Origin of the sequence: uncultured Roseibium sp. (genome assembly GCF_947496995.1) — a bacterium.
GTDB lineage: Bacteria > Pseudomonadota > Alphaproteobacteria > Rhizobiales > Stappiaceae > Roseibium.
This window is the reverse complement of record NZ_CANMFD010000003.1, coordinates 17,950-30,630: the sequence shown is the minus strand read 5'-3', so window position 1 is coordinate 30,630 and position 12,681 is coordinate 17,950. Positions and strand designations below refer to the sequence as shown.

General features: G+C 59.1%; 11 protein-coding genes. 6 read left to right on the top strand and 5 right to left on the bottom strand.

Annotation, left to right across the window (positions count from 1 at the left end; translation table 11 throughout):
• Positions 1-8: 8 nt before the first annotated feature.
• The 4 genes from Q1B40_RS12975 to Q1B40_RS12960 form a co-directional block, all read right to left on the bottom strand.
• Positions 9-1,076, bottom strand: coding sequence for an ABC transporter substrate-binding protein (locus Q1B40_RS12975; protein ID WP_299815055.1), 1,068 nt, complete (start codon positions 1,074-1,076; stop codon positions 9-11).
• 112 nt (positions 1,077-1,188) lie between these two features.
• On the bottom strand, positions 1,189-1,638 hold the full coding sequence (locus Q1B40_RS12970; RefSeq protein WP_299815052.1) for a cupin domain-containing protein: 450 nt from the start codon (positions 1,636-1,638) through the stop codon (positions 1,189-1,191).
• 281 nt (positions 1,639-1,919) lie between these two features.
• A complete protein-coding gene (locus tag Q1B40_RS12965; RefSeq protein WP_299815049.1) occupies positions 1,920-2,147 on the bottom strand; it encodes a hypothetical protein in 228 nt (75 codons plus the stop codon).
• 56 nt (positions 2,148-2,203) lie between these two features.
• A complete protein-coding gene (locus Q1B40_RS12960) occupies positions 2,204-2,431 on the bottom strand; it encodes a hypothetical protein (RefSeq protein WP_299815047.1) in 228 nt (75 codons plus the stop codon).
• A gap of 398 nt (positions 2,432-2,829) precedes the next feature.
• On the opposite strand from Q1B40_RS12960, the gene Q1B40_RS12955 reads away from it, so the two are divergent.
• The 3 genes from Q1B40_RS12955 to Q1B40_RS12945 all read left to right on the top strand — a co-directional run bounded on the left by Q1B40_RS12955 (position 2,830) and on the right by Q1B40_RS12945 (position 6,039).
• Positions 2,830-3,960: a hypothetical protein gene (locus tag Q1B40_RS12955; protein ID WP_299815044.1), complete on the top strand. Its 1,131-nt coding sequence runs from the start codon at positions 2,830-2,832 to the stop codon at positions 3,958-3,960.
• A 201-nt stretch (positions 3,961-4,161) separates the two neighbouring features.
• Positions 4,162-5,361 (top strand): pyridoxal phosphate-dependent aminotransferase, encoded by a 1,200-nt coding sequence (locus Q1B40_RS12950; RefSeq protein WP_299815041.1) that lies wholly within the window; start codon positions 4,162-4,164, stop codon positions 5,359-5,361.
• A gap of 198 nt (positions 5,362-5,559) precedes the next feature.
• Positions 5,560-6,039 (top strand): DUF992 domain-containing protein, encoded by a 480-nt coding sequence (locus Q1B40_RS12945; RefSeq protein WP_299815038.1) that lies wholly within the window; start codon positions 5,560-5,562, stop codon positions 6,037-6,039.
• A 93-nt stretch (positions 6,040-6,132) separates the two neighbouring features.
• Here the strand turns inward: Q1B40_RS12945 and Q1B40_RS12940 are convergent, their stop codons facing one another.
• Positions 6,133-6,471, bottom strand: a complete 339-nt coding sequence (locus tag Q1B40_RS12940; protein ID WP_299815035.1) for a hypothetical protein — start codon at positions 6,469-6,471, stop codon at positions 6,133-6,135.
• Positions 6,472-6,985: 514 nt separating this feature from the next.
• Here Q1B40_RS12940 and Q1B40_RS12935 point away from each other — a divergent pair.
• From Q1B40_RS12935 to Q1B40_RS12925, 3 genes are all read left to right on the top strand, one after another.
• Positions 6,986-9,052 carry an elongation factor G gene (locus Q1B40_RS12935; protein WP_299815032.1) on the top strand — a complete coding sequence of 689 codons (2,067 nt, stop codon included), beginning with the start codon at positions 6,986-6,988 and terminating at the stop codon, positions 9,050-9,052.
• Positions 9,053-9,235: 183 nt separating this feature from the next.
• Positions 9,236-10,198, top strand: coding sequence for a protein-methionine-sulfoxide reductase catalytic subunit MsrP (gene msrP / locus Q1B40_RS12930; RefSeq protein ID WP_299815029.1), 963 nt, complete (start codon positions 9,236-9,238; stop codon positions 10,196-10,198).
• Positions 10,199-10,828: 630 nt separating this feature from the next.
• Complete coding sequence (locus Q1B40_RS12925) at positions 10,829-12,544, top strand: thiamine pyrophosphate-dependent enzyme (RefSeq protein ID WP_299815026.1); 1,716 nt, start codon at positions 10,829-10,831, stop codon at positions 12,542-12,544.
• Positions 12,545-12,681: the final 137 nt, after the last annotated feature.

The following is a 12,681-nucleotide window of genomic DNA, read 5'->3' as shown; positions in this document are numbered from 1 at the left end:
CGCTGCGATTATCCGAAGATGTCGGAATAATTCCTGGCCGGCGTGTTGGCTTCGCTCTCCAGAATGCTGTTCAGCTGGTCTTCGGAAAGCCTGGCACCGTAAATGAGCTCATAGGCGTTGACGATTTTCTCACGGAAGTCCGGCGCGAAATCGGATCCGTGGGCGACCGCTGCGAGCCAGACCGAGGTGAGGTAGATTTCCGGCGCGTCCGGGGTGCGGGCGAAGAACGGCTGTTTGTAGACACGCTTGTTTTTTACCGCCTCCAGGCTGGCCAGGATCGGGTTGTCGAACAGATCCTGCGGGTCAAGCTCGGCCGCATAGGCCGGAATGACGATCATGTCCGGGTTCCAGACCAGGAGCTGCTCCAGATCAATGGTGCGCCACCATTCGCCGCTGTCGTCGGCCGCCGGATTGGTCACGCCGCTGAGTGACAGGTCCTGGGAGCCATTTGCGATGACGCGGATCTGGTCGTTGATCTGGTCGATATGCAGCACGGAGGGGAGGATGGTCTGATCCTGGTCGGCCATCTTTTCCGAAAGGGAGGTGAGAGCATCGTTCTGCAGTTTCAGGATGCTCTGGACGCGGTCGTTGCGGCCGGTCATGTAGCCGCTCAACGTGAGATAATCGAGACGGTCCTGCTCCGTGCAGCATTGCCAGCCGACGACCGTCAGCCCGACGCGTTCCAGCGGTTCGATGATTGCCGGATCATGTGTCCATTGAATGATCGCATCCGGCTTCTGTTCCAGAATGGCTTCGACATTGGGGACGAAACCGTCCTGTGCCGCACCTGACGGGATGCTCGCCATTTCAGGCAGGATTTCCGCATAAAGGCCGTTGGCGAAATACCGGTTGAGGGAATCCTTGTTCATTCCGGCAATGTTGTCGCTCTTGCCGTCGACCGCGCGATAGATCATGGGTGCGGAGCGGACAATCGTTACAACCCGCTCGGGCGGAGCCTCGAAAGTGATTTTCCGGCCGCGATGGTCGACAAACGAGGTTTCAGCAAGGGTATCAGTGGACAGTATTACGGTGGACGCACACATGAGCGCCGCGCTCAACACGATCTTCGAGAGCATCAGTACCATCTCCGGCTGCTTGGCAGGTCTGAGAGCCCTGGCTGGATTTATGGCTTGGGCGTGAAATCAATAATGGTGAGTTTAATACTCATGTTTATGATTGGCGTCCAGCCTAATTCGCGGGAGCGGCGGGGGAGGTGGTTGGATCGATGCTTTCCGGTGGATTTTCGCGAAACCAGTCGACTATTGCAGGCATCCCGGGCTCGAAGGCGCTGCCGATGAAACAGTTCAGCACACCTGCTTTTCGCCGGCTCCGGTTTTCAAAATCATGAGGGATACCGGCCGGAACATGCACGACACCGCCTTTGGCGACATCCCGCCATGTATCTCCGACCAAAAAGGTTATGACCCCTTCGATGACGAAAAAAATCTCGTCCTCCGTGTCATGGGAATGCGCGCCGGGACCTTTGGTGCGGGGATCGAGCCACCATTCGGAGACGGAATATTTGCCGTCCGTCTGAGCACCATCGACTTTGAATTCAGCCTGAATGCGGCCCATGTCGTAACGACGGCCATTGCCGCTTGCGATGACGGATGGAGTGCGATCATGCGCCTTGGCCATGGTTTTCAGGTCTCTCTTGTGTCACCCAGACCAGTCAATGCTCCGTGGTTTCCTTTAACCGGGAGACCTGGATAACGTCATTGGAAGTGGCGGAGGCTCAACCTGGCAAATCCTGAAAGCGATGTGATCGACCTGGGTGCCTCCATGACAAACATACCAATGCGGGATCGTTCTTGCAGCAGAATTTGTCTGTCGATGAGTTCACACTCTGATCCCGGACAGGGCAAGCTACGGTTGGCGGGATGCCCTGCCCAAGCGTTATCGCAGCAAGTTCGTTGCCCTCAGTCGGGCCGGGAGGTGTCCGCCGACGGTTGCAATTGCTGTCCTGTGGATGGTGGAGAGACCTGTGGTGTCTGCTGCCCTTGCGGGGTCGCCATGGCTGCGGCGGCCATCAGGCCTCCGGCGAGCACCATGCCGAGAAAGATGGCCCGCAGGAGCGGGCGTGCTTCGTTCAGATCGTTCTTCGCGGGCGCCGGTCTGCGGCTTTTCGTTGTTCCAGGGGGTGCCATCGTCACGTCATCCGGTCTTCGTTGTCGTTGGCCGGTTTCGGCCAGCGGTCGCTCAATCAGTTCTTGCGGCCCGGAGCCCGGGCCAGATCACCGAAAAGGCGTTGGCCCATCCGGCATGTCAGTGCCGCCATTGCGAGGAAAGCGGCAAGCGGCGGTGCAAGCATCGGTTCCAGCGCATACGACAGCAGCAGCAGGGGGCCAGCCGCCAGCATATAAAACAAAGCCGGTGGGAAGCTTGCGCCGGATTTTTCGCGCGACCTGATTTCAGTTTCCGGTGATTGCATGGGTGCCTCCTTCATCCTCGGAGCCGATACTCTCCGCAAAAATTGCGCCGGCACCCGGTCGCCATTCAGGCCGCAGATGTGAGTTTTCGTGTCAATTTTGAGGCAAATTTTAAGGAAGTCCGGCAGGGACGAAGGGCTGCTCCCGCCGGGGGGCGGAAAGGCCCTCCGCGGTCACGCTGATAGAACTCTGCGACGAACCCGGAGCGGCCAAGCAGCAGTGTAATTAATCACCTGTAAAAATGACGATGAGAAATCTATAAAACTACGGGTACACACTACGCTAAACTTGAAAAAATGTTCGAAACACTTCGATTTTAGGCTGTCATTTTAGTGTTTGTTTGCTTTTAAGACAGATACTCCGGCCAAGGGTGAACGTCTACAAACAGGTCGGGCCAGGGATGACATTCAACGTTGCGCGACGGACTGAGGCCGAAAAGGCTCAGGAACCTGTCAATTCGCCGGAGGCGCTTCCTGAGCAGGAAGAAGAAATTCCGGCGCTTTCCCTGGCAGGTCTCCAGTTCTTCATTGCCGATATAAGCCGGAAAACGATCCTCTGGCATGAGATTGGGTCGCAAAGCTTCAACAGTGTAGTCAAGGACCTTCAGGAGGCGCCCTCCAACGAGGCCCTGCGTCATCTGTCCGCCGAAGACCGGAAGACGATCCTGCGGCTGGTGCAGGGGGCGATCCGTGAAGGCCAGGCCGGACCGTTCGATGTCGGCGGCGGGCCGGACCATCGTATCCCGGGTATTCCGATCGTTGCCCATAGATATGAACTTCCTGACGGGCGCATCATCGCGATCTGTTTTCCTTCGATTGGCGAAAACGACGACAATCCGGGGCGCATGGTGCTCGGACTGGCGCCTATCCTTCAGCATTTTGTCGCCTCCTCGAATCGCGTGGTTCTGCTGGTCGACAACTTCGGCTACGTACGCTTCGCCAGCGAAGGCTTCGTCAAGTGTTTCCAGATTGAAGATGCCCGGATGATCCTGGGGCGCAACGTCGCCCATATCCAGAACAGAGTCGGGAAGACCATCGTTTCGCTGGCGCTGGCCGCTCTCACCCGGCGGGCGAGCGCGACAGGCCGGGGCAAATTCCTACTGGCGAGCAACGACAGTCTCGAGCTCAATTACGATGCGATGTATTTCCGCATCGGCGGCACCGTCGGCGGCGTGTTGTTCTCGGCCGGTCATGTCAGCGGCGATGTCGATTTTGCGAGGGTGTTCGAAATCTGCAGCGCACCGATCCTGGTGATCAACGGCAAGTCGCGCCTGATCGTTGCCGCCAACAATGCGGCGATGAAGACCTTTCACCTCACGCACGAGACCCTCGGCGAAAAGCCCATCACGGAAATGCTGCTGCATTCCAGCAGCTATTCCTCCCTGCTGGAAGCGGCAAAGCAGGGGTCCGAGGTGCCGGTTTCGGTCCCGGTGAACCTGATGAACGGTCAGACCAAGAAGAAGCGGTTCAAATGCACCTTGCTGGATGCGGACAAGAAAGAGCCAAAACTGATTCTGGAGACCCGAAGCTAATTTCTCCTGTGGTCAGCTGCCGCGGGATGCTCCCCCAAACCGATATCAGTCCTTCTCCAGACCTTCGATCGGTTGCGACGGAGGTCTTTTGACAGCATGCGAGCTTATGCGCGTATCTGATGCCCGGATTTGACACTTGTCTTCCGGAGCGCACGGATCTAGGGTCCGCGCGCTGTTATTCCCGCTTTCCTGGAGGATATTATGGGCTTTCTCGCTGACGCATTGGCGCGTGTTCAACCTTCCGCGACCATCGCTGTCACCAACAAGGCGCGCGAGCTGAAGGCCGCTGGCCGCGATGTGATCGGACTTGGCGCCGGTGAACCGGATTTCGATACACCGGAAAACATCAAGGCGGCGGCCATCAAGGCCATCAACGAAGGCAAGACCAAATATACCGCCGTGGACGGTATTCCCGAGCTGAAGGCGGCGATTGCCGCGAAGTTCAAGCGGGAAAACGGCCTCACCTACGAAGTCAATCAGATCACCGTCGGTACCGGCGGCAAGCAGGTGCTCTACAATGCACTGGTCGCGACGCTGAACCCGGGTGATGAAGTCATTATCCCGACCCCCTACTGGGTCAGCTATCCGGACATGGTGCTGATGGCGGGCGGCGAGCCGGTCATCGTGGAAGCCGACAAGGCCACGTTCAAGATCACGCCGGAAGCCCTGGATGCGGCCATCACCGCGCGCACCAAGTGGCTGATCTTCAACTCTCCGTCCAACCCGTCGGGAGCCGCCTATACCGAAGCGGAACTGAAGGCGCTCACCGATGTGCTGGTGAAACATCCCCACGTATGGGTGATGACCGACGACATGTACGAGCACCTGGTCTATGACGATTTCAGGTTCACGACACCGGCGCAGATCGAACCGGCGCTCTATGAGCGTACGCTGACGGTCAACGGTGTGTCCAAGGCCTATGCCATGACCGGGTGGCGTATCGGCTATGCGGGCGGGCCGGCCGAACTGATCAAGGCGATGGCCAAGGTCCAGTCGCAGTCCACCTCCAACCCGTGTTCCATTGCCCAGTGGGCGGCGGTCGAGGCGCTGAACGGCAGCCAGGATTTCATTCCGGAGAACAATAAGGTCTTCAAGGAACGCCGCGACCTGGTGGTTTCCATGCTGAACCAGACGAAGGGCCTTTCCTGCCCGGTGCCGGAAGGGGCGTTCTACGTGTTCCCGTCCTGCGCCGGAACCATCGGCAAGACCGCACCGTCCGGCAAGGTGATCGAGACCGATGCGGACTTCGTCACCGAGCTTCTGGAAACGGAAGGCGTGGCCGTAGTGCAGGGTTCGGCCTTCGGTCTCGGCCCGAACTTCCGTATCTCCTACGCAACCGCTACCGAGGCTCTCGAAGAGGCCTGCACGCGCATCCAGCGGTTCTGCGGCAACCTGAAATAAGTTTTCCTGTTTTTCGGGCCAGGGAAGGGCGGCATTGGCCGCCCTTTTTTGTTCACTCGTGTTGCGCCTGTCGCGTCTGTCGCGCCACAACGGGTACTTCGCCCCTATTTTGACGCGATGGACGCGCATATCACGAAACTGTCCGCCAACACTGAAACGGTGCGGGCATTTTACGATCTCGATTAGGAGACTTCCTGAATGCGTTTTCCCTTATTTGCCCTTGCGGCGACAGCCCTTTTCTTTGCCGGGCCGGCTCTGGCCGACGAAAACAACCCGACGGTTGAAATCGGCACGCTGAAATGCCTCGTTGAAGGCGAGCACAGCTTTATCGTCGGCTCCACCGCGACACTCGGCTGCAGTTTCAATCCGGCCGATGGCGGCGCGGTTGAATATTACAGCGGCAAGGTTCGGGACTACGGTCTGGATATCGGCAAGACCAGTGCAGCGACCCTGGTGTGGGGTGTTCTGGCTCCTTCGGCCAACCGCAAGCCGGGCCTTCTGGCCGGCACCTATGCGGGTGTGACCGCGGGTGCAAGCCTGGGAGCAGGGATCAAGGCGAATGCCCTTGTCGGCGGACTCGACCGCTCGATCGCGCTGAACCCGTTCAGCCTGGAAAGCCAGACCGGCACCAATCTGACGCTCGGTGTGAGCAAGATGACGCTCGAGCGCATCAACTGATCCTGAAAATCGGATGCTGCCCCCCGGATACAATGTGCCGGGGGGCGGTCGTCACCTGTCGTCTAACGAATGGATTGTGCAATTGCCAAGAACTTATTGCCCTTCCCGGCAGGTGGCATTCGATCCCGCACACGGCCCTGAATTCACGTTCGGACGCATGTTCTGGCGGTTGATGTCCTCCGTCCGGTTCAACCGGTTCGAGTTGTCGATCCGCTGATCTGTCGAAAAACCGGATTCCTGACGGTCGAGGGTCCGGTTGAGTTGCTGTTCGGCGGAGGGCAGGCGCGGCGAACTGGACTGCGGCAGTACGCGAAGCTGGTTGTTCTGTGCGGAAGCGCAAACCGTGCAAAGGAACACGAGCCCGGCTCCCAGGGCCGCCATTGCCCAGAATGATCGCGAGGGGACCATCGCCCTGTCGTAGGTTTTCTGCATTTGAAAGTCCTTTTCAGGCGCCTGCCGCTAAGTTGTTACGCAGTCTGGATGATAACGGATGACGCGCAGCGGGAACAGGATACAGGTCAAACGATTTGCTGCGCTGCCGCGTAAGTTTCCCTTGCGTTGCCCTCATGATCGGCGCGACCATGAGCTACCGCCCCTGATCGATGCGCCGCCGAATTCGGCGCCAGGTGCCCGGGAATATTGACGATCCGTACCTGTATCAAGACAGGGTCAGATCGTCGGTTCACTTCAGATCCTGGCGCACCGGGTATTGGCGTTCGGTCCCATCCGGGCGAGACGCGGCAGGCCCGCGTCCCTAGAGCGAGATGAGCTAAAGATGAATTGTGTCAAGGTTGAGTGCGGTCCGATCGACAGGGTGTGGAATGCCGTCCGCCCCGTTTGCGGTCAATCGCGCCAGACCCGAACGGTTCCTCTTTAAGTCATCTCGTTCTTGCCGCCGGCCTTGCCGCGTTGTTGAGGGATTATCCTCGAACACGGGAGGTGAACGATGGCAATCAAGAACAATGGAAAGGGACTTCAAGCGGACGGCGTACCGCGCTGTATCGCATTGGTCGGTCCATTCGGCAGCGGCAAGACCAGCCTGCTGGAGGCAATGCTGGCGCGAACGGACAAGGTGGCCCGTCAGGGAACCGTCGCGGACGGCAACACGGTGGGCGACGCCGCCCCGGAAGCGCGTGCGCACGGCATGAGCGTGGAAGTCAATATCGCGGATGCGACCTATCTGGATGATCGCTTCGTATTCGTCGATTGCCCGGGGTCGGTGGAGTTCCTGAGCGAAATGGACGGGGCACTCAGCGGCGTCGATCTGGCCGTTGTTGTCGCCGAAGACGACGAGCGCAAGGTTCCAGCCTTGCAGCTTATCCTGAAAGCCCTTGAAGCCCGCGCCATTCCGCGGGTTTTGTTTTTGAACAAGATCGACAAGAGCACCCGGCGCGTGCGGGATGTCCTGAGCGTGTTGCAGCCGGCCTCGGCGGTGCCGCTGGTGCTGAGACAGATTCCGATCTGGGAAGACAATCAGGCGACCGGTTTCATCGACCTCGCGCTGGAGCGGGCCCACGTCTATCACGAGAAGGAACCGAGCACGCAGATCGACATGTGCGACGCGGACCGCACCCGCGAGCACGAGGCGCGCTTCACGATGCTGGAGCATCTGGCCGATCACGACGACGATCTCATGGAAGCACTGCTGGAAGACATTGCGCCCGACCGGGACCAGGTGTTCGCCGATCTCGTCAACGAGATGCGGGACGGCCTGATCTGTCCGGTCTTTTTCGGGTCCGCCGAACACGGCAACGGCGTCAGCCGTCTTCTAAAAGCGTTGCGCCACGAGGTGCCGGGTGTCGATCTGCTGGCGACGCGCGTTCTGGGTAAAAGCAATCGTGATGCGTTGCAGGTGATCAAGACCCTGCACACCCAGCACGGCGGCAAACTGTCCATCGCCCGGGTGCTCGGCGGACAGGTCTCCGACGGTGACAGCCTGTTCCTGAACGGGGAGCGGGAAGTCAAGGTGTCTGGTCTGTTTTCGATCTTCGGCCAGCAGGCGACGAAGATCGCAACCGCCGGCAAGGGAGCGCTGGTGGCGCTTGGCCGGATGGAAGATGTCGGAACGGGAGACCTGCTGTGCTTCGATGCGGAGCCGCTTTCCAGTCTCTATCTCGCCGAGGCGCGGCCGCCTGTGCTGGCCACGGCCATTTCCGCCGCCCAGCGCAAGGATGAGGTCCGGCTTTCATCGGCTCTGGTCAAACTCGCGGAGGAAGATCCGTCCCTGACCATAAGCCAGAACCAGACGACGGCGGAGACCCTGCTGGCCGGTCAGGGTGAAATGCATCTGCGTGTCGCCCAGGAACGGCTTGCCGGGAAATACGGGATGGACATTTCTGTCCATGCACCGCATGTGCCCTACGCCGAAACCATCCGGTCGGGCACCAAAATACGACGGCGGCACAAGAAGCAGTCCGGGGGGCACGGCCAGTTCGGTGATGTGGCCCTGGAAATCTCGCCACTGCCGCGCGGCGAGGGCGTCCAGTTCACCGACACGATTTCCGGCGGGGTGGTGCCCAAACAATATATTCCCTCCGTGAAGGACGGCGTGCTGGAGGCTCTCGGCCGCGGACCGCTCGGCTTTCCCGTGGTCGATGTTTCCATATGCCTGACGGACGGTTCCTATCATTCGGTCGACAGCTCGGATCAAGCTTTCAAGATGGCGGGCATTCTTGCGATCCGGGAAGGGCTGCCGGAGTGCAAACCGGTGCTTCTGGAGCCGATCCAGAAAGTGGTGATTGTCTGTCCCAGCGATGCGACGGCCAAGGTGAACGCCATCGTTTCGGCGCGGCGCGGACAGTTGCTCGGCTTCGATGCAAGGCCCGACTGGCCCGGGTGGGACGAGGTTCAGGCATTGATGCCCGAAGCGGAGATCGGCGACCTGATCGTCGAATTGCGCTCGGCAACGGCGGGCGTTGCCAGCTACACGACCGAATTCGATCATCTGGCCGAACTCTCCGGGAAAGCCGCGGAACTGGCCCTGCAGCGCTCCGGCAAACAGCAGGCCGCATAAGGAAAGACGTCTGCGTCTCCTGCAGCCTGGGAGGGGCAGGCGTGCCCCGCCCGTGCTCCCGGCGTGGGCCGCCGGTGCACGAATTGCAGCGCGGGTAAACACCCTCACGGGCCCGGTCACCATGGCGTTATTTGCCATTGAAAGGCGTTTCGGCTTTTCTCGGGGACAAACGGGAGACTTGAGATGAACATTTTGAAACGGCGCAGCTGGGAGCTTCCCGAGCGGGAAGCCACGCCTGAGCATATCTTCATGAACCGGCGCCAGCTCCTCGGCGGGCTCGCCGGTGGCGGCGCGCTGCTTGCCAGCGGCCTCGGCATGCGCCCGGCATTTGCCGAAGAAGACCCGAGTGTTGGGCTTTATCCGGTCAAACGCAACCCGGCCTATGTGCTGGACCGCGACCTGACCCCGGAAGAGTTCTCGTCCAAATACAACAACTTCTATGAATTCGGAACGCACAAGCAGACCTGGCCGGCGGCACAGAAGCTGAAGATCCGGCCCTGGACCGTCACACTGGACGGCATGATCGACAATCCGCAGACCCTCGACATTGACGATCTTCTTGCCAGGATGCCGCTGGAAGAACGGCTCTACCGGCATCGCTGCGTGGAAGCCTGGTCGATGGCGGTTCCCTGGTCCGGTTTTCCCCTTGCGGAGCTGGTCAAGCTGGCGGGGCCGCAGAGCGGTGCGAAATACATCCGTTTCGAAACCTTCTTCGATCCGTCCGTCGCCAGTGGCCAGAACCAGTCATGGTATCCCTGGCCCTATGTGGAAGGGTTGACGCTGGAAGAGGCCACCAACGAGCTGGCTTTCATGGCCACGGGAATTTACGGCAAACCGCTTGCCAAGCAGTTCGGCGCGCCGGTGCGACTGGTAACGCCGTGGAAATACGGATTCAAATGCATCAAGTCCGTTGTGAAAATCTCTTTCACGGATGAGCGTCCGGTAAGCTTCTGGGAAGAAATCCAGCCCAAGGAATACGGCTTCTGGGCCAATGTGAACCCGTCCGTGCCGCACAAGCGCTGGCCGCAGTCGTCCGAAGCGGTGCTGGGGACCGACGAGCGTCGCAACACGCTGCTTTACAATGGCTATGAGGAGCAGGTTGCCGGGATCTACAAGGACATGACCGGCGAGCTTCTCTTCATGTAGCGCCGGTTTTTACGTGCCGATCAAAAAAAAGACAAAAAAAAGCCGGGTCCCAAAAGACCCGGCAGTCTGAATTGATTCACTGTAAACAGTAGAATCACCTTCCAGAGGGGAACAGCTGATCTGGACATCACAGGGAGGAGGACGTGATGCCCGTCTGACCAACAGTGATGCTTATATGCGGTGCACAAGCTGCATAAACAAGAGGCAGTGGCGCAAGTCTGCTATGCGTTTATTGCATATCTCGCCTGATGGTCTTTTCTTCTGAAAAGCTCTTTCTTTTCAATTCGCTAGTGGATTTCTTTTTCGGGCCTGTCTCGCAGGCTTTTCATGTCGGGTCGAAAATTTCGGAGATTCTCAGGAGCTGCATTGCATGTGAGCATATCGCAAACTGCCTAAATACGAGGCCGACTCAATTGTATGTTTCGATGCTGCAAACGGCACCGTATCTGAAGAAAGAGACTGAAATTAAACGGTTAATCCTGGCTCTTGGCTCCTGAATTCGGCGTATCTCCAACTGCAGATGACCGCAGACAAGTCAGTTTGACACGTTAATATCCACCAATCTGCCTTCAAGTGATTCCTCATGGAGGCAGGTGCCGGAGTTGCTCATTATTTTTATTGGAGAAAACCATGCGCGTCGCAGAACTTGTTCTTGAAGCCCTTTATCAACATGGCGTGCGTCAGGTTTTCGGTATTCCCGGGGATGCGATCAACGACTTTACCTATGCGCTTCACAATCGCTCCGACATGGATTTCGTTCTTGTCCGTCATGAAGAGGCCGGTGCGTTCGCCGCCTCGGCACAGGCCAAGCTGACCGGAGAGCTGAGCTGCTGCATGGGGACCGCCGGCGGCGGGTCGATCCATCTTCTGAACGGTCTCTACGATGCCAAGATGGACAAGGCACCGGTCATTGCAATCACCGGCCAGGTGGCAACCGATTTCATCGGGACGGGCTACCACCAGGAAGTCGATACCGAGCGGCTGTTTTCCGATGTCGCCGTCTATTCCAAGACGGTGATGGATCCGGGGCAGCTGCCGGGCATCCTTCTCGAAGCCATCAAGGCGGCCCTGTCCGAACGTGGTCCGGCGCATATTTCCGTGCCCACCAATATTGCCGGCCGCAAGGTGCCCTTCATCCCGGGCAATCTGCAACTGGCAAAGGCACAGTCGCGGATCACTCCGGCAGACGCGGCGTTGCAGCAAGCGGCTGATGTTATCAATGGTTCGTCCAAGCCCGTGATCCTTGCCGGCATAGGGGGCGCGGAGGCGAAGGATGACATCCTGGAACTGGCTGCGAAACTGAAAGCACCGATTGTGCGCACCCTGCGGGCCAAGGACTGGATCGACGAGCACCACATCGATTGTGTCGGCGGACTGGGTCTTCTCGGCGGGCGGGCCGGTTCCAAGGCGATGGACGGGTGCGACTGCCTGATCATGCTGGGAACGGACTACCCTTATGTGGATTTCTATCCGAAGTCGGCGAAGACGATCCAGGTCGACCGGGATATCCGGCAGCTCGGAAAGCGCACGACGATCGATGTGCCGCTTCACGGTGATGTCGGATCGACCCTGAAGGGCCTTGTTCCGTTGATTACGTACAAATCCGAGGACGGGTTTCGCCAGAGCATTCGGACAATCCACGAAAAGGAACGCAAGAGCTGGGTGAAGGAGGAAACGTCATCGGACACGCCGTTGAAACCGCAGACGGTTCTGGCGACGGTTGGCAAGCTGGCGCCCGAGGATGCCGTGTTCCTGTGCGACACCGGTACGGTGACGGCATGGTCCGCCCGGCACCTGACGGTGCGCGACGGCCAGCGGTTCGTGCTTTCCGCTTGCCTGGGGACAATGGCGTTCGCCATGTCGGGCGCGCTGGGCGCGCAGCTCAGGTTCCCGGACCGGCCGGTTGTCGCGCTTGCCGGTGACGGCGGGTTCGCCATGCTGATGGCCGATTTCGTCACAGCCGTGCGCTACGAGCTGCCGATCACCGTGGTTATTCTGGAAAACAAGAAGCTCGGGTTCATCGCGCTGGAACAGGAAGGCAAGGGACTGCCGGAGCATTCCATCGATCTGGTCAATCCGGATTTCGTCGCGTTCGCCAAGGCCTGTGGCGGCGTCGGCCTCCGCGCCGACAGTTACGAAAGCCTGCAGTCAGCGCTCAAGGAGGCCTTCAGCAACAATCTGCCCACGGTCATCAACGCTGTTGTCGACCCTGAGGCACTCATCGTCCCGCCGGAAATCAACGTGAGCCAAGCCTATCATTTCGGTCTCGCGAAAGCGCGGGAGAGTGTCGAGACAATCGAAAATGCGTTCAGGGCGCGTCACGACAAGAAGGATGCGGATGACTGACCGGATCAACCGGCGTCATCGGCACGGAACACACCGCGTTCCCGCGAATGCGGTGTGTTTACGAACTCTAGGGCGTAAACTCATAGATGAAGACGAAATGGCATGGGAAATGGCGAAACCCAGTTAGGAAGCGTGCG